The organism is Sedimentitalea sp. XS_ASV28, from assembly GCF_041224545.1.
GTDB lineage: Bacteria > Pseudomonadota > Alphaproteobacteria > Rhodobacterales > Rhodobacteraceae > Sedimentitalea.
In genome coordinates this window covers 295,216-311,329 of record NZ_JBGFGP010000176.1, presented here as the reverse complement: position 1 = coordinate 311,329, position 16,114 = coordinate 295,216, and the positions used below count along the sequence as shown (strand labels likewise).

At 64.0% G+C, this 16,114-nt stretch carries 15 protein-coding genes; 9 read left to right on the top strand and 6 right to left on the bottom strand.

The genetic code is table 11. The features are described 5' to 3' along the window. Window positions 1-47 precede the first annotated feature (47 nt). Window positions 48-1,856 carry an ABC-F family ATP-binding cassette domain-containing protein gene (locus AB9K34_RS23290; RefSeq protein ID WP_369957077.1) on the top strand — a complete coding sequence of 603 codons (1,809 nt, stop codon included), beginning with the start codon at window positions 48-50 and terminating at the stop codon, window positions 1,854-1,856. On the opposite strand, the gene AB9K34_RS23285 is transcribed toward AB9K34_RS23290, so the two are convergent. Continuing rightward, entirely contained in the window at window positions 1,853-2,608 is a 756-nt protein-coding gene (locus tag AB9K34_RS23285; RefSeq protein WP_369957075.1) for a 3-hydroxyacyl-CoA dehydrogenase, read from the bottom strand. The genes AB9K34_RS23290 and AB9K34_RS23285 overlap by 4 nt on opposite strands. Window positions 2,609-2,672: 64 nt before the next feature. Then, entirely contained in the window at window positions 2,673-3,593 is a 921-nt protein-coding gene (locus AB9K34_RS23280; RefSeq protein ID WP_369957073.1) for a GNAT family N-acetyltransferase, read from the bottom strand. Between the two features lie 46 nt (window positions 3,594-3,639). On the opposite strand from AB9K34_RS23280, the gene AB9K34_RS23275 reads away from it, so the two are divergent. Continuing rightward, a complete protein-coding gene (locus AB9K34_RS23275) occupies window positions 3,640-3,780 on the top strand; it encodes a hypothetical protein (RefSeq protein ID WP_369957072.1) in 141 nt (46 codons plus the stop codon). Window positions 3,781-3,783: 3 nt separating this feature from the next. Here the strand turns inward: AB9K34_RS23275 and tyrS are convergent, their stop codons facing one another. Continuing rightward, on the bottom strand, window positions 3,784-5,031 hold the full coding sequence (gene tyrS, locus AB9K34_RS23270; RefSeq protein WP_369957071.1) for a tyrosine--tRNA ligase: 1,248 nt from the start codon (window positions 5,029-5,031) through the stop codon (window positions 3,784-3,786). A gap of 63 nt (window positions 5,032-5,094) precedes the next feature. Between tyrS and AB9K34_RS23265 the strand changes: the two genes are divergently transcribed. Together AB9K34_RS23265 and AB9K34_RS23260 are read left to right on the top strand one after the other, a co-directional pair. After that, window positions 5,095-6,219 (top strand): anhydro-N-acetylmuramic acid kinase, encoded by a 1,125-nt coding sequence (locus AB9K34_RS23265; RefSeq protein WP_369957069.1) that lies wholly within the window; start codon window positions 5,095-5,097, stop codon window positions 6,217-6,219. Window positions 6,220-6,334: 115 nt separating this feature from the next. Continuing rightward, window positions 6,335-7,753 (top strand): YdiU family protein, encoded by a 1,419-nt coding sequence (locus AB9K34_RS23260; protein ID WP_369957067.1) that lies wholly within the window; start codon window positions 6,335-6,337, stop codon window positions 7,751-7,753. Window positions 7,754-7,767: 14 nt separating this feature from the next. Here the strand turns inward: AB9K34_RS23260 and AB9K34_RS23255 are convergent, their stop codons facing one another. Then, window positions 7,768-8,643: a DMT family transporter gene (locus tag AB9K34_RS23255; protein WP_369957065.1), complete on the bottom strand. Its 876-nt coding sequence runs from the start codon at window positions 8,641-8,643 to the stop codon at window positions 7,768-7,770. Between the two features lie 111 nt (window positions 8,644-8,754). Here AB9K34_RS23255 and AB9K34_RS23250 point away from each other — a divergent pair, with 111 nt between their 5' ends. Then, the gene (locus tag AB9K34_RS23250; protein WP_369957063.1) at window positions 8,755-9,468 is read left to right on the top strand and encodes an endonuclease/exonuclease/phosphatase family protein; all 714 of its coding nucleotides are present in this window, start codon (window positions 8,755-8,757) and stop codon (window positions 9,466-9,468) included. 115 nt (window positions 9,469-9,583) lie between these two features. Further along, a complete protein-coding gene (locus AB9K34_RS23245; protein ID WP_369957062.1) occupies window positions 9,584-10,423 on the top strand; it encodes a DUF533 domain-containing protein in 840 nt (279 codons plus the stop codon). Window positions 10,424-10,566: 143 nt separating this feature from the next. Here the strand turns inward: AB9K34_RS23245 and AB9K34_RS23240 are convergent, their stop codons facing one another. Then, complete coding sequence (locus tag AB9K34_RS23240; protein WP_369957060.1) at window positions 10,567-11,856, bottom strand: DEAD/DEAH box helicase; 1,290 nt, start codon at window positions 11,854-11,856, stop codon at window positions 10,567-10,569. Window positions 11,857-12,259: 403 nt separating this feature from the next. Here AB9K34_RS23240 and AB9K34_RS23235 point away from each other — a divergent pair, with 403 nt between their 5' ends. Next, complete coding sequence (locus AB9K34_RS23235; RefSeq protein WP_369957058.1) at window positions 12,260-12,673, top strand: Fur family transcriptional regulator; 414 nt, start codon at window positions 12,260-12,262, stop codon at window positions 12,671-12,673. Here the strand turns inward: AB9K34_RS23235 and AB9K34_RS23230 are convergent. Next, the gene (locus tag AB9K34_RS23230) at window positions 12,670-13,713 is read right to left on the bottom strand and encodes an AbrB family transcriptional regulator (RefSeq protein ID WP_369957057.1); all 1,044 of its coding nucleotides are present in this window, start codon (window positions 13,711-13,713) and stop codon (window positions 12,670-12,672) included. The genes AB9K34_RS23235 and AB9K34_RS23230 overlap by 4 nt on opposite strands. A gap of 147 nt (window positions 13,714-13,860) precedes the next feature. Here AB9K34_RS23230 and AB9K34_RS23225 point away from each other — a divergent pair, with 147 nt between their 5' ends. Both AB9K34_RS23225 and eno read left to right on the top strand, forming a co-directional pair. Next, entirely contained in the window at window positions 13,861-14,784 is a 924-nt protein-coding gene (locus AB9K34_RS23225) for a DMT family transporter (RefSeq protein WP_369957056.1), read from the top strand. 13 nt (window positions 14,785-14,797) lie between these two features. Continuing rightward, window positions 14,798-16,075 (top strand): phosphopyruvate hydratase, encoded by a 1,278-nt coding sequence (gene eno / locus AB9K34_RS23220; RefSeq protein ID WP_369957054.1) that lies wholly within the window; start codon window positions 14,798-14,800, stop codon window positions 16,073-16,075. The last annotated feature ends 39 nt before the right edge of the window (window positions 16,076-16,114 follow it).

Sequence of the window (16,114 nt, the reverse complement as noted above, 5' to 3'; positions counted from 1 at the left end):
GCGCCTTGGGCGTTGACGCGTGCGGCCGGGCGGTTTAGCTGGCTGCCATGGCCCGTGTTCCCCTGCTTCAACTCTCCGGTATCTCCCTCGGCTTTGGCGGCGATCCGGTTTTTGCAAATCTCGATCTGGTGGTACAACCCGGCGACCGCATGGCGCTTGTCGGGCGGAACGGATCGGGAAAATCCACCTTGATGAAAGTGATGGCCGGCCTTGTCGAGCCCGACGGGGGCGCGGTGATCGCTGCGCCGGGATCATCCGTGGGGTATATGGAGCAGGATCCCGATATGGCGGGGTTCGCCACGCTGGGCGACTATGCGGCGAGCGGGCTCGAACCGGGCGAGATGTACCGGATCGAACGCGCGGGCGAGGGGCTGAAATTCAACCCGGACCGCCCGGTCAAGACCGCGTCGGGCGGCGAGAGACGACGCGCGGCGCTGGCCAAGCTGATGGGGGAGGCGCCCGATCTCATGCTGCTGGACGAGCCGACCAACCATCTCGATATCGAGGCGATCCACTGGCTTGAGCGCGAATTGTCCACTACCCGCGCCGCCTATGTTCTGATCAGCCACGACCGCGCGTTCCTGCGCGCCCTGTCGCGGTCGACCTTGTGGATCGACCGGGGGGCGGTGCGCCGCCAGGACAAGGGCTTTGAGGCTTTCGAGGCGTGGCGCGACAGCGTCTGGGAAGAAGAGGACATGCAGCGCCACAAGCTCAATCGTCTGATCAAGTCCGAGGCGCGGTGGGCGGTCGAAGGCATCAGCGCACGGCGCAAGCGCAACCAGGGACGGGTGCGCGCATTACAGGCATTGCGGGCGGAACGGGCAGGCCAGGTGCGTCGGCAGGGCACTGCCGATCTCGCGCTGGCCTCGGGCGAAAAATCCGGCAAGAAGGTGATCGACGCCGAAGCGATCTCGAAATCCTTTGACGAGATCGAGATCATCCGGAATTTCTCGATCACCGTGCAGCGCGGCGACCGTATCGCTTTTGTCGGGCCGAACGGTGCGGGCAAGACCACGCTGCTCAAGATGCTTCTGGGAGAGATCAGGCCGGATTCCGGACAGGTCAGGCTCGGAACCAACCTTGAAATCGCGGTTTTCGATCAGGCCCGCGCGCAGCTCGATCCGGACATGACCCTGTGGGACAGTCTGACGGGCGATGCCGAAATGCGGGTTTCGGGACGTGCGGATCAGGTGATGGTGCGCGGCGCGCCGCGCCATGTGGTCAGCTATCTCAAGGATTTCCTGTTTGACGAGGCACAGGCCCGTGCGCCAGTGCGTTCGCTGTCCGGTGGTGAAAAGGCGCGGCTGCTGCTGGCCAAGCTGATGGCGCGGGAAAGCAACCTGTTGGTGATGGACGAGCCGACCAACGATCTCGACGTGGAAACGCTCGACCTGCTGCAGGAATTGCTCGACGAATACGACGGCACGGTGCTGCTGGTGAGCCACGACCGCGATTTCCTTGATCGGGTGGCAACGGCGACCGTGGCCATGGAAGGCAAGGGGCGGGCAACGCTCTACGCGGGCGGGTGGAGCGATTATGTCTCGCAGCGCAAGGAACCGGTTGCCGAGCCCGCCAGTGACAAGCCGAAGGCCGTCAAGCCCCGCAACGACAAGCCGTCCGCACCGAAATCCGGGCTGTCCTTTACCGAGAAGCACAGGCTGGAGGCGTTGCCCGACGAAATCTCCCGGCTGGAAGCCGAGATTGCCAAGCTCGAGGGGTTCATGGCCGATCCGGACCTCTACACACGCGAGCCTGCCAAGTTTCAGAAGGCGACAGAGGCGCTGGTGGCGCGGCAGGCCAAGCTTGCCGCTGCCGAAGAAGAGTGGTTGACGCTTGAGGAAAAGGCCGGATGTTAACGCATGCGCAACGCGCCGTCGATGCGGATGACCTCGCCATTGAGGTATCCCGCTTCGACGATAAAGCCCGCGAGTTGCCCGTATTCCGACGGATCGCCAAGCCGCGGCGGGTTGGGAACATCGGCGGCCAGTTGTTTCTGAACCTCTTCGGGCAATCCTGCGAGCATTGGTGTCATGAAGATGCCGGGCGCGATGGTCATGACCCGGATGCCCGTGCTCGCAAGGTCGCGGGCCATCGGAAGTGTCAGGCCGACGACACCACCTTTGGACGCGGAATAGGCGGCCTGTCCCTTCTGCCCGTCAAACGCCGCGATCGACGCCGTGTTGATGATGACGCCTCGTGCGCCATCCGGTTCCGGCGCGTTGCGGGCGATTTCGACCGCCGCGAGCCGCGAGACGTTGAAGGTGCCCGCAAGGTTGATGTCCAGCGTGCGCTTGAACGCGTCGAGCGGATGTGGCCCGTCCTTGCCCACGGTCTTGATTCCATAGGCGATCCCGGCGCAATTGACGCAGGCGGAGATCTTGCCCATCCGGTCCATCGCGTGGGCGATGGCTGCGGTGACGGAGTTTTCGTCGGTCACGTCGGTTTGTGCAAAATGCCCGCCGATTTCCGCCGCAACGGCGGTGCCCCGCTCTTCGTCCCGGTCCAGGATCGTGATCTGCGCCCCCTGCGCCGCAAAATGGCGGGCGGTGGCCTCGCCGAGGCCGGAGGCGCCGCCGGTGACGATTGCGGCCGTGCTGGACAGTTTCATGGGTGAATCCCCCTCATTTGAACATATGTTCAGTTAATCGCGGGGCGCGCATGATGTCCAGCGGTCAGGGTGATCCCGCCTGCATCCGGTGACGATCAAGTGTGGCGAACCACCTTGCCGATCTGCCCAGCGGGGGCCACCAGAGCCATGTGCCGCCCAGCGGACGGGCGACCGCGCCGCTGCCCAGTTTGAACCGGGCGAGACCAGCGGCATTTCGCGTGTCGATCTGGCCGAGATCCAGCCGCGCGACACCGTGTTCCGCAAGCCAGCAGGCGGCCCGCCACAGGATCAGGGTATGGGCCGACAGTGCACGGCCGGCCGGTGTGCTGTGACCGATGTGATAGGTGGCGGCGCGGCCGTGGCGCAGAAACAGCATCGCGGCCACGTCCTTGCGGCCGTCACGGGCGGTGATGAGGACCGCCTGATCCGGGTTTTTCCGCGCATAGGCCAGGGTCAGGGCGGTGGGCCAGTTGCGAAATCCGCGCTGCCGCTGGAGCGCCAGATCCGCCGTGAACAGCCAATGGTCCGGCGTGAGGGCGCGGGTGCTGATCGAGATCCGCAAGTGTTTGTTGCTCTCGGCCCGAACCAGCCGGTTGCGCCATTTCGGATGCAGGCGGGCACGGCGTTCGTCGCTGGTTGCTGTGAGGTCGATTTCCGCGACCCAGTTGGGAGTCATCAGCGGCACGGCCCCGCGTGCCGCAAGCCGCGTGGCGCAGGGGGAATCGGGTGACAGGATGAGTGGCGTGCGCGCCAGCCCGTTGGAATGAAGCCAGTCGTCGCAATCGGCGCACATCAATGACGGTTCTGCCCGCGCAAGCATAGCCACGGGGACACGTCCGCCAAGCCTTTGCCGCAGAATCACCGCCGGGACCGGCCGGTGCAGCTGCAACGGATCCTGACCGCAGGCACGCAATGCGGCAACGAAATTCGGATGTTGTTGCAAGGGCAGGGCACGCGCGCCCCGAGACGGAAAGCTGTCGAACATGATGCCCATTAACCCGACATGAACCTAATGCCGGGTTAATGCCTGCATGCGCAACTCACGCGATACCGTTCAGGGCTTCACATGCCCGCCCGCGCGTCCGACACGGGCGGCGGCGCTGATACTGGCCAGCATCCTGTCGATGCCGGTCTTCGTGGTGCTCAGCCTCGTGGACTGGCTGCTGCTCTGACAGTCACTCTGCGAGCTGAACCAGCGCGTGACGCTTCTTGCCCGCGCTCAGCTTGACGGGGTTCGCCAGTGCAGTGGCATCCAGCATCAACCCGGCATCGGTCAGTGGCGCGTCATCCAGCCGCGCACCCTGTTCGGCGATCAGCCGCTTGGCTTCCTTGCCGGATTTCGCCAGCCCCGCGCGCAGGATGACCTGAACGATCGAGATCGGCAGTTCCTGCTGCGTCAGCGACAGTGTCGGCAGGTCGTCGCCCACGCCGCCTTTTTCGAACACTTCGCGTGCCGTGGCTTCGGCGGCCCGGGCTGCCTCGACCCCGTGGCACAGGCTCGTGACCTCGTTGGCCAACCGGATCTTGGCCTCGTTGATCTCGGACCCGGCCAGCGCGCCAAGCCGGTCGCACTCATCGACCGGAAGTTCGGTATAGAGCTTGAGGAACCGCCCGACATCGGCATCGGTGGTGTTGCGCCAGAACTGCCAGAATTCATACGGGCTCAGCATGTCCTCATTCAGCCAGATCGCACCGCCCTGGCTCTTGCCCATCTTGCGGCCGTCGCTGGTGGTCAAAAGCGGCGAGGTCAGCCCGTAGATTTCGTGATCGAGCACCCGGCGTGTCAGGTCGATGCCGTTGACGATATTGCCCCACTGGTCGCTGCCGCCCATCTGCAACAGACATCCATAACGCCGGTTGAGTTCAAGGAAATCATAGGCTTGCAGGATCATGTAGTTGAATTCGAGAAAGGACAGCGATTGCTCGCGATCCAGCCGCGACTTGACCGACTCAAAGGACAGCATTCGGTTGACCGAGAAATGCCGGCCGATGTCGCGCAGGAAATCGAGGTAATTCAGGCCATCCAGCCATTCCGCATTGTTCAGCATCAGGGCATCGGTCGGCCCGTCGCCATATGTCAGGTACTTGGCGAAAACCTGCTTCATTCCGGCGATATTCTCGTCGATCTGTTCGGGGCCGAGCAGGGGTCTTTCATCCGAACGGAAGGACGGATCACCCACCTTGGTGGTGCCGCCCCCCATCAGGGTGATCGGCTTGTGCCCGGTCTTTTGCAGCCAGCGCAGCATCATGATGTTCAGCAAATGCCCCACATGCAGCGACTTCGCCGTTGCATCATAGCCGATATAGGTCGGAACCACCCCTGCGATCATGGCATCGTCAAGGCCCTGATAATCGGTGCAGTCGGCCAGAAAGCCGCGCTCGATCATCGTGGCGATGAATTCCGATTTGGGATGGTAGGTCATGGCTTGCCTCGGGTTGATGTTGCGGGGCAGTGTATAGGGGGCAGTGACATAAAGGAAAAGGCCATGAATAGGGCCAGAAGCGCAACAGGTACGATGCGCGCGCTCGGACTGATGTCGGGCACATCGCTTGATGGTGTGGACGCGGCGGTGATCGAGACCGACGGGCATGACGTGACCGCGTTCGGTCCGGGTCGCTATCGCCCATATTCCGACAAGGAACAGGAGATTCTGCGTGCCGCGCTCGGGCATTGGGAGGGTGCCCGCGTCGATGCGGCGGCGCGGGTTGTCACGGCGGCGCATCGCGAAGTGATCGCAGAGTTCGAACAGGTCGATATCATCGGGTTTCACGGCCAGACTCTGGCGCATGACCCGCGCGGGCGCGGCACGTTGCAGGCCGGGGACGGGGCGGCGTTGAGCGATGTGCTCGGGGTGCCCGTGGTCTGGGATTTTCGCAGCGATGACGTTGCGCAGGGGGGCGAAGGGGCGCCGCTTGCGCCGTTTTATCATTTCGCCTGTGCCCGCAGGATCGGTGCGCAGACGTCGATTGCCTTTCTCAACCTTGGTGGTGTCGGCAACCTGACCTATGTGGACAGTTCCCGCGCGCGCCCCGAGGATCCGGGGGCCTTGCTCGCCTTCGATACCGGCCCCGCAAACGCTCCGATCAATGACCTGATGCAGGCAAGGCTCGGGATGACAATGGATCGTGACGGTGAACTGGCGAAGCGGGGCGTTGTGCATCGCGAACTCATCGAGGAGTTTCTGGCCTCACCCTATTTCACAAGAGATCCTCCGAAGTCTCTGGACAGAAACGATTTTGTCTTCGCCTCGTCACTGGTGGACGACCTTCCGGACGCGGATGCGGTGGCGACGCTGACGGCGATGAGTGTTGCGGCGGTCAGGCGCGGGTTGGCGCATTGCCCCAGAGCACCGGGCCGGTTGCTCGTCACCGGCGGCGGGCGCTTGAACCCGGTCGTGATGGCAATGCTGGACGAGGCGCTGACCTGTCCGGTGGCGCCGGTTGAATCGGTGGGGCTGGATGGGGACATGCTCGAAGCACAGGCCTTTGCCTATCTCGCCGTCCGTGTGGCGCGCGGGTTGCCGACCTCTTGCCCCACGACGACCGGGGTTCGCCAGCCGGTCGGCGGTGGCCGGATTTGCGAGTCGGCAGGTTCGGACGTTTCTGCGTGACTGCTGCTGCGATGTCACGTAGCCGATGCTTTGACTGTGCCCTGCGTCCTGCGCCGGCAAGACGGTCATGCGCGCTGTCTCTGGCAATCGTGTCACGGGTGGTTATGTATGGGACATGACCCTGAGCATCCCATTTGACAACAGCTATGCGCGCCTGCCGCCCGCATTCTTTTCCACGCAACCGCCAAGCCCGGTGACCGCTCCCAGGCTGATCGCGTTCAACGCCGACCTCGCCCGGTTGATGGGCATCGAACCCGGAGAGGTCGGGGAAATGGCGCAGGTCTTTGCCGGCAACCGGCTGCCCGAGGGCGCGACGCCGATTTCCCAGTTGTATTCCGGTCACCAGTTTGGGCAATACAATCCGCAGCTTGGCGACGGGCGGGCGGTGCTGCTCGGCGAAACCGTCGGGATCGACGGGGTCAGGCGGGATATCCAGCTCAAGGGATCGGGGCGCACCGCCTATTCGCGGGGCGGGGACGGACGGGCATGGCTTGGTCCGGTCCTGCGCGAATACGTGGTCAGCGAAGCGATGCATGCGCTCGGGGTGCCCACGACCCGCGCGCTGGCCGCTGTCGAAACCGGCGAGCCGGTCTATCGCGAGGGGGCGATGCCCGGTGCCGTGCTGACGCGCGTGGCGGCGAGCCATTTGCGCGTCGGCACGTTTCAGATCTTCGCTGCGCGCGGTGATACCAACAATCTGAAACGTCTGACCGATTATGCAATCGCGCGGCACTATCCCGATGCCGACGGGCCAATGGGCCTGTTGGCGGCGGTGCGGGATGCACAGGCGCGGCTCATTGCGCGCTGGATGTGCGTCGGGTTCATCCACGGGGTGATGAACACCGACAATTCCTCGATCTCGGGGGAGACCATCGATTATGGCCCCTGCGCCTTTCTGGATATCTACGATCCGGCAGCGGTTTTCAGCTCGATCGACCGCACGGGGCGCTATGCCTATTCGAATCAGCCCGATATCGCGGTCTGGAACCTTGCACAGCTTGCGACGGCGCTGATCCAGCAATACGACGACCGCGAGGCGATGGTGGAAGAGGCGACCGGGATCGTCCATGCCATGCCCGATCTGATCCGGCAGCACTGGCTTGCCGGCTTCGGGGCCAAGATCGGGCTCTCGGATGCACGCACCGAGGATGTGGCGCTGATCGGCGATCTGCTAATGCGGATGACCGGGAACCAGGCGGATTTCACCAATACTTTCCGCGCTCTGGGCAATGGTTCCGCACGAGATCAATTCACAGACCCCGCCGCGTTCGATGCTTGGGAGGCGAACTGGCAAGACCGCCTGACGACCGAGAGCGACCCGCAGGCGGTGATGCGCGCTGCCAACCCGGCCTTCATCCCGCGCAATCACCGGATCGAACAGATGATAGCCGCAGCGGTCGAGGGGGATTACGCGCCGTTCAAGCGCCTGAACGCGGTTCTTTCCCGACCCTATGAAGAGCAGCCGGATGCCGCCGATCTGGCGCGCCCCCCGATGCCGGACGAGGTTGTCGCGGCCACGTTTTGCGGCACATGATCAGCGGCGGTTGATCAGCGGCGGTTGATCAGCGTGATGCCGACGGCGACCAGCGCCAGCGCCCCCCAGATCGGCGGCCCGATGGTTTCGCCAAGGATCAGCCACCCGAACAGCACGGCCAGCACCGGCGACAGGAACGAGAAGGACGCGACGCTGTTGGCCTGATAGATCGTCATCAGCCAGAACCAAATGAGATAGGCGAGTCCGACAACGACGATGGCCTGAAACGCCAGGCCGGCATAGTGAACAGGCTGCGGGTCGCGGAGCAGGGGGCCAAAGAGCGGGGCAAGGGCCAGCAGCGCCAATGCGGACACGACCACCTGGCAGAGCAGCTGTGATTCCGGGCGCATTCGTCGCATCGGTGTCACCCGTACCATGAGCGCGATCGCCGCCCAGGCCTGAGCCGCCCCCAGCGCCAGCAGATCGCCCGCGACGCTCGGCTTGCCGCTGCTGCGGTCGGCGACGGCCAATGCCACGCCCCCGAGCGCCAGGGCAAGGCCTGCCATGCGCATCGGAGTCAACCGCTCGCCGGGCAGCAAAAAGTGACCTCCAAGCGCCACCCAGACCGGCATCGAATAAAGCAGGATCGAGGCGCGCGACACCGTGGTCAGGTCAAGAGCGATATATATACCTATGAATTCCAAGGAAAAAAAGACACCCGAAAGGATGCCCCAATAGAGGGTTCCCGGCGGTGGGGTGATGTTCAGACCGCGCGCCCGCATCCAGATCAACAGGAAAACCGTCGCTCCGACCGAACGCAATCCGGCCTGAAACAGCGGCGCAAAGCCGTCACCGGTGACCTTGATCACAATCTGGTTGAATGCGAGTATCGATGCGCACCCGATAAGAGCCGCCGCTCCGAACCCGTCAATGCCACGCTTCTGATCCATTGCGCCAGATGACGGTCGGATTATTCACATGTCAAGCATCCGTGACGGACCGGGCTTGCGGTTTTCATTCGCAACACGCAAGAGAGGGGCGAGCCAGCTGCCCGGACCCGCATGAAGACACTCTCTCCCGACCCCGCCCACCTGAGATTGGCAAGCTACAACATCCAGAAATGCGTGGGGCTCGACCTGCGCCGTCAACCACGTCGCATCCTGCAAGTGCTCGATGGGCTGGGGGCCGAGATCGTGGTGCTGCAAGAGGCCGACAAGAGGCTGCCGCCAAGACCGGCCGCCCTGCCTCATTTCGTTCTGAACGAGGCGGGATGGCATATCGCGGATCTGGGCGGGGCGGGATCGCTCGGGTGGCATGGCAACGCCATCATCTGGCGGGGTACACGGATCGGCCTGACCGCGCTGGGGCAGATGACCTTGCCGGGGCTGGAACCGCGCGGCGCCGTTCGGGTCGAATTCGAAACGCCGCTGGGGCAGCTCAGGGTGGTGGGTCTGCATCTCGGGCTGATCGGGCAATACCGACGCAGGCAGGTTCAGCATCTCGCGGAACTGACCAGCGGGCTGCACGAGATGCGGACCGTCTGGGCGGGCGATTTCAACGAATGGTCGCGCTTGCCGGTTCTGGATCAATGTGCGCCGAAAATGCGCTTCCTGCCGCCGCGACCAAGCTTTCCCTCGCCGCGTCCGGTGGGACCACTGGACAGGATCGCGCTCAGTCGCGGACTGGTTGCGGCCCGGCACGGCGTTTACGATGAACGGCCGGCGCATATCGCCTCCGATCATCTGCCGATCTGGGTCGATCTGGCCGCCGAGTGATGCCCGCCCGGGCCCCGACGCAGGATTTTCCGGATATTTTTCCTTCACAGGCGGCAAACTTGTGTCACGGTAAGGTGATGGTTTCGGCAATTTGAATCAAAGGGGAGAGACGGACATGAGTCTGATGGGAACACTGGCAAAGCTGGCGATCGGATATGCGGCGGCACGCGGCGTCGACAGGATATCGGGCGGTGGTGGCATCGGGGCCTTGTTCGGTGGCGCTCATATCGCGCCCGAGGATGCCCAGGCCGATCAGGCCCCGGGCATGGGCAACATGCAGGATATGATGGCGCAAATGGGCGGCGGTGCCGGCAAGGGCAGCGTGCAGGACATGATCGGCCAGATGACCAGGGGCGGTATGGGAAACATTCAGGAAATGGTCTCGAAAATGGCGGCGCAGGCGGGATTCGACCTGTCGACGCTGACCGGCGGCGGCTCTGCATCCGGCGAGAAAAAGGGCGGATTGCTTTCGGGCACGTCCGAAAGCGGGACGGGTCTCGCCGGGGTTCTCGCGGCCCTTGGCGGTGCCGCCGCGATGAGCGGGCAGAGCGCGGGCGCAGTGATCGATCAGTTCGGAACGCCGCAATTGGCGCCGCAGGCCGAAGAGGTGGCGGGCCTGCTGTTGCGGGCAATGTTCCAGGCGGCCAAGGCGGATGGGGAAATCGACGCAGACGAACAGGCCAAGATCATGGAAGCCCTGGGGCCGGATGCGGATGCCGAGGACATCAGCTTTGTGCGCGAGCAGATTGCCGCGCCCATCGATGTGGACGCGCTGGCCGCCGACACGCCCGCGCCGCTCAAGGCCCAGGTCTATTCCATGTCCCTGATGTCGATCCGTCTCGATAAGCAATCCGAGGCCGAGTATCTCGACAGCCTTGCGCGCGCGCTCGGGCTCAACCAGCAGACGGTGAATGCGCTGCATCTGCAAATGGGTGTCCAGCCGCTGTATTCCTGAACCAGCAATCCCGGTGCCGTTCCGGCAATAATCGCGCTCGCGGCCCTGGCGGTTCCCGACTTTGTCGGGCAGTGGGGCGCCGCGCATCATCCTGTCACAAACGCTGCGCGACCGGGGGGCGACCCCGGTCGGCATGGCGCGCTTCAGGCGGCAGATTGCTGGCCGCCGCCCTTGCGGCGGTTGGGTCGGCGGCGGCGGCGTTGCCCGGTTCCGGATTTGGCATTCGCGTCACCGCCGCCCTGCCGGCGCTGGCCTCCGCGTGCGCCCCCGCCGCGTTTGGGTTTGCGCTCTTCCTCGATCGGCTCCCACGGACGACCCGATGCAACCGGAATGGTGATGCCCATGGTTTTCTGAATCGCCTTGAATTCGCCTATCTCGTCCGGTGCGCAAAAGGCGACCGCCGATCCGTCCTTGCCAGCGCGTGCGGTCCGTCCGATCCGGTGCACGTAATTGTCCGGCACGTTGGGCAGGTCATAGTTGTAGACGTGTTTCACATCGGGAATATCCAGCCCCCGCGCCGCCACGTCGGTGGCCACCAGCACCTTGATATCGCCCGCCTTGAACGCGGCGATGGCGCGGTCGCGCTGGCCCTGGCTCTTGTTGCCGTGGATCGATGCCGTCGCAAACCCCCGCTTGTCGAGCAGTTTCATCAGCTTTTCCGACCCATGCTTGGTGCGTCCGAACACCAGCGCGCGTTCTTCCTTGTGCCCGCCGAGCAATTCGATCAGCAGGTTGGCCTTTTCCGCCTTGGCGATAAAGTGGACCTCTTGCGTCACCTTGTCGGCTGCCTTGCCCGGCGGCGTCACTTCGACGCGAATCGGGCGATCCAGGTAACTCTGCGCGATCTCGTTCATCTGCTTGGACATCGTGGCCGAGAACAGCATGGTTTGTCGCTCCTTCGGGAGCATCGCGGCAATTTTGCGCAGGGCGTGAATAAAGCCCATGTCCAGCATCTGGTCGGCCTCGTCGAGCACGAGGAAACTGCAGGTTTCAAGTGTCAGGGCGCGCCGGTCCATCAGGTCGAGCAACCGCCCCGGCGTGGCCACCAGCAGATCGGTGCCGCGCTCGAGCCGCGAAATCTGCGCGTTGATCGACTGGCCACCGACCACCACGCCGACCTTGAGCGGGGTATTCTCGCACATCGCCCGCAGGTTCTGCGCGATCTGCCCGGCCAGTTCACGGGTCGGGGCGAGCACGAGTCCGCGCACGGTGTATTTCTCGGGTTTCTTGCCGAACTCCAGCATCCGGGTGACCAGAGGCAGGCCAAAGGCTGCCGTCTTGCCGGTGCCGGTCTGCGCCAGCCCCATCACGTCGCGCCCGTTCAATGCGTGCGGGATCGCCTGTTTCTGGATCGGGGTCGGTTCGGTAATGCCCATGTCGGCAAGGCGTGCCACCAGCTTGGCGGGCAGGCCCATCATGTCGAAATCGCTCAATTCATATCCTTTCGGACCTGCAAACCGCAGGCCGTTCGCCCGACCGCCCCTGCGGTCAGGATGGGGAAGCGCCAGCCCTCACGGTCCGACGGCAGAATGCCGCAAACGGACTGGTCCGGCGCGTTTGGCCCCACGCGTGATCTTGGGAACACGGTATCGCTATCTTGCATTCGGGCCGTCTCGCGGCCGGGCGGTGTGTCCGCTTTCGATCTTTCCTGCTCACGCGGCAGAAGATAACGCTCGCGTCTGACATGGGCGTTTCCGGCGCGCGAGTCAACCCGCGAGGTCGCCGCAGGGTTGCGACTGTGGTGCATCTGCGGGTGCGAACCGCTGCGGCTTGCCCTTTTCCTGTGGGCCGGGATGCTTTAAACCCGCCGCGACGCCCGCGCCGAGAAGGACAGACATGACAGACACGATCAGCGCCCGTTGCGAGGCCAAGGGCCTGCGCATGACCGGACAGCGCCGGATCATCGCGCAGGTGTTGCAGGACAGCACCGATCACCCGGACGTGGAAGAACTCTATGCACGGGCCAGCGCGCTCGATGCCGGGATTTCCATCGCCACGGTTTACCGGACGGTCAAGCTGTTCGAGGAGGCGGGCATTCTCGACCGGCTCGAATTCGGCGACGGGCGGGCGCGGTACGAAGACGCCGAGCGTGAGCATCACGACCACCTGATCGACATGCATTCCGGCGACGTGATCGAATTTGTCGATCCGGACATCGAAGCCTTGCAGGAGAAGATCGCGGCCAAGCTGGGTTATGAATTGCGGGGGCACAAGCTCGAACTTTACGGGGTGCCGATCCGCAAGCGTTAGGCGGGCGCGCGCCGTCCGAGCAGGATCGGGATCAGAACGATCAGGATCAGCAGCCGGGCGACGTGACAGGCCGCGACAAATCCCGGGCTGGCGGCCATTGTCGCGCCGAGGGCGATCATGGTTTCCAGCCCGCCGGGCGCAAAGGCGGCGAGCACATGCGCGGTCGGCATCCCGAGCGTCATCGCAACCGGAACGGCAGCCAGCGTGGTGACCCCGACCGCAACCAGCGTGGTGCTGAGCCCGGCAAGGAGCGATCCCAGGAAACTGCGGCGCGACATGCCGGAGAACCGTGTTCCGATCATCGTGCCAAGGATCAGGAAGGCGGGCGCAAGCAGCATGTCCGGCACCGCGCCCACACTCAGTTCGGTCACATGGCCGATGGCAGACACCACCATCGCCGCCAGCAACAGCGGAGCCGGAAAGCGCAGGCGTTTGAACACGAGACCGACGAGGATCGCGGCAATTGCCAGCGCGGCAAGCGGCCCCGCCGCCAGCGGCGCGTCGCTCGACAGGGTGAGTTCGCTGAATTCATATCCCATCGCGACGGCGATGAACGGCACCGAGAGGGTCAGGAACAACAGCCGGATGGATTGCACCACGGTGATCCGCGCGACGTCGATGTTGAGATCGGTTGCGAGACCGAGCACAAAGCTCAGGTGGCCGGGCGCGGCGGCAAGTGTGGCGCTGCGCATGTCGAACCCGAAACCGCGCCGGAGTACCTCGCGGCACAGGATCATCGTCACCAGCAGGGCGACCGCCAAAACCACGAAGGCCAGAGGCCAGCGTGCAATGGCGGCGCCGGTGTCGGGTGCGAAACCGGTGCCGATCCCGATACCCAGCACGATGAAACACATATCCCGCACCGGCGGAGCGATGGCCAGTCGCATTCCCGACAGGCTGGCCATGCTGGAGGCCAGGGCAGGCCCGAGCAGAACCCAGGCGGGCAGCGACACCAGATAGGCCAGGGCGGCACCGCATAGCCCGACAAGAATGGTGACGAGCGTGGTTCTGGCAGCGGACAGGGAGGATGCGAGCGGCATGAAACCGTGCCTATCACCGGACCTTACCCTTCACAATCTCGCGCGGCTGTTGCAGGGGTGCCATGCGCGGAGTGCAACCCGATCTTGTGCAGGTTTCCGATTTCGGACACAGGCAGATCACAACCCTGATTTCCGAAAGAGAACCCCATGGAAAATCTGCGCGGTGCTGCGTTGATGACGCTGGCGATGCTTGGCTTTGCAGTCGAGGACATGTTCGTGAAACTGCTGGCCGGTGTTTTTCCGACATGGCAGATCATCGGCATCCTCGGCATGGGCGGAGGAATTGTCTTTGGCGCGCTGACCCTGCTGCGCCGCGAGGTTCTGTTTCCGCGCGCGGCTCTGAGCCCGACGGTGCTGGTTCGCAATCTCGGTGAACTGATCGGCACGGTGGGCTTCGTGACGGCCATTGCGCTGACACCGCTGTCTTCGGCCTCGGCGATCCTTCAGGCGACGCCGCTCGCGGTGACGCTGGGTGCGGCCCTGTTCTTTCGCGAACCGGTGGGATGGCGGCGCTGGAGCGCGATCCTCGCCGGGTTTTTCGGGGTGCTGATGATCATCCGGCCCGGCATGGATGCGTTCGATCCGCTCTCGCTGTTCGCCGTGATAGCGGTTGTGGGGCTGGCGGTGCGCGACCTGGCCACGCGTAATGTGCCGCGCGCGACATCGTCCTTTCAACTCAGTTTCCTGGCCTTCATGACCTTGATCCCTGCCGCGACGCTGCTGTCCATTTTCAGTCCGAGTGGTTTCGTCATGCCTGCCGCGTCCCATTGGGGGCTGATCCTCGGCGCGGTCGTCATGGGGGTTGCGTCCTATTACGCCATTGTCGCGGCGATGCGGATCGGCGAAGTGTCGTTTGTGACGCCGTTCCGCTACAGTCGCCTGATCTTTGCGCTGGTGATCGGTATGCTGGTGTTTCGCGAGACGCCCGATCTGACGATGCTGACCGGCGCGGCGATTATCGTCGGCTCGGGCATCTATACGCTCTGGCGCGAACGCAAACTGCGTCAGGGGCGGCAAAGGTCTCTTTCCCTTGGGGCATCGCAAGGGTATGAAGCGCCAAAATCTATTTGAGGGACAGACCGACATGAGCACGATTATCGACATCCATGCCCGCGAGATCCTGGACAGCCGGGGCAACCCGACCGTCGAAGTGGACGTCATTCTGGAAGACGGCACCATGGGCCGGGCAGCGGTTCCCTCGGGCGCCTCGACCGGAGCCTATGAGGCGGTCGAACGGCGGGACGGCGACAAATCGCGTTATATGGGCAAGGGCGTGCTCGAAGCCGTGGCGGCGGTGAATGGTGAAATCGCCGAGGAACTCGTCGGGTTCGATGCAACCGAACAGGTGGCCATCGACACCGCGATGATCGAACTGGACGGGACCGAGAACAAGGGGCGTCTGGGTGCCAATGCCATTCTCGGTGTCAGCCTCGCGGTGGCCAAGGCGGCGGCGGATTTCACCACGCAGCCCCTGTTCCGCTATGTCGGCGGCACGTCGGCGCGTGTGCTGCCGGTGCCGATGATGAATATCATCAATGGCGGTGAACACGCGGACAACCCGATCGACATCCAGGAATTCATGATCATGCCGGTCAGCGCGACCAATATCCGCGAAGCGGTGCGCATGGGATCCGAAGTGTTCCACACCCTGAAAAAGGAACTGTCGGCGGCGGGCATGTCCACCGGCCTGGGCGATGAAGGCGGATTTGCCCCCGAATTGGGCAGTACCCGCGACGCGCTCGATTTCGTGCTGAAGTCCATCGAAAAGGCCGGATACAAGCCGGGCGACGACATTTACCTGGCGCTGGATTGCGCCGCGACCGAGTATTTCAAGGACGGGAAATACGTGCTCGCGGGCGAGGGAAAGACCCTGAGCAGCGAGGAAAATGCCGATTATCTGGCCGCGCTGGTCAGGGATTACCCGATCATCTCGATCGAGGATGGCATGGGCGAGGACGACTGGGACGGCTGGAAGGCGCTGACCGAGGCGCTTGGCGACAAGGTGCAACTGGTGGGCGATGATCTGTTCGTCACCAACCCTGCGCGTCTGGCCGAGGGCATCAGCCGGGGCTGCGCGAACTCGATGCTGGTCAAGGTGAATCAGATCGGCAGCCTGACGGAAACCCTGCAGGCGGTCGATATGGCGCATCGTGCGCGCTATACCAACGTGATGAGTCACCGCTCGGGCGAGACCGAGGACGCCACCATCGCCGACCTCGCCGTTGCCACCAATTGCGGACAGATCAAGACCGGGTCGCTGGCCCGTTCGGACCGGTTGGCCAAGTACAACCAGCTGATCCGCATCGAAGAGGCGCTTGGCGAGGTTGCCGAATACGCAGGTCGTTCGATTCTGCGCGGCTGACGGACGCTATGACAAGGCCCCACGCTGGCGGTGGTCGTC

Excerpts from the sequence above, each read along its gene's own strand:
- AB9K34_RS23290 (WP_369957077.1), top strand. The coding sequence starts at position 48 with ATGGCCCGTGTTCCCCTGCTTCAACTCTCCGGTATCTCCCTCGGCTTT.
- AB9K34_RS23285 (WP_369957075.1), bottom strand. The coding sequence starts at position 2,608 with ATGAAACTGTCCAGCACGGCCGCAATCGTCACCGGCGGCGCCTCCGGC.
- AB9K34_RS23280 (WP_369957073.1), bottom strand. The coding sequence starts at position 3,593 with ATGTTCGACAGCTTTCCGTCTCGGGGCGCGCGTGCCCTGCCCTTGCAA.
- AB9K34_RS23275 (WP_369957072.1), top strand. The coding sequence starts at position 3,640 with ATGCGCAACTCACGCGATACCGTTCAGGGCTTCACATGCCCGCCCGCG.
- tyrS (WP_369957071.1), bottom strand. The coding sequence starts at position 5,031 with ATGACCTACCATCCCAAATCGGAATTCATCGCCACGATGATCGAGCGC.
- AB9K34_RS23265 (WP_369957069.1), top strand. The coding sequence starts at position 5,095 with ATGAATAGGGCCAGAAGCGCAACAGGTACGATGCGCGCGCTCGGACTG.
- AB9K34_RS23260 (WP_369957067.1), top strand. The coding sequence starts at position 6,335 with ATGACCCTGAGCATCCCATTTGACAACAGCTATGCGCGCCTGCCGCCC.
- AB9K34_RS23255 (WP_369957065.1), bottom strand. The coding sequence starts at position 8,643 with ATGGATCAGAAGCGTGGCATTGACGGGTTCGGAGCGGCGGCTCTTATC.
- AB9K34_RS23250 (WP_369957063.1), top strand. The coding sequence starts at position 8,755 with ATGAAGACACTCTCTCCCGACCCCGCCCACCTGAGATTGGCAAGCTAC.
- AB9K34_RS23245 (WP_369957062.1), top strand. The coding sequence starts at position 9,584 with ATGAGTCTGATGGGAACACTGGCAAAGCTGGCGATCGGATATGCGGCG.
- AB9K34_RS23235 (WP_369957058.1), top strand. The coding sequence starts at position 12,260 with ATGACAGACACGATCAGCGCCCGTTGCGAGGCCAAGGGCCTGCGCATG.
- AB9K34_RS23230 (WP_369957057.1), bottom strand. The coding sequence starts at position 13,713 with ATGCCGCTCGCATCCTCCCTGTCCGCTGCCAGAACCACGCTCGTCACC.
- AB9K34_RS23225 (WP_369957056.1), top strand. The coding sequence starts at position 13,861 with ATGGAAAATCTGCGCGGTGCTGCGTTGATGACGCTGGCGATGCTTGGC.
- eno (WP_369957054.1), top strand. The coding sequence starts at position 14,798 with ATGAGCACGATTATCGACATCCATGCCCGCGAGATCCTGGACAGCCGG.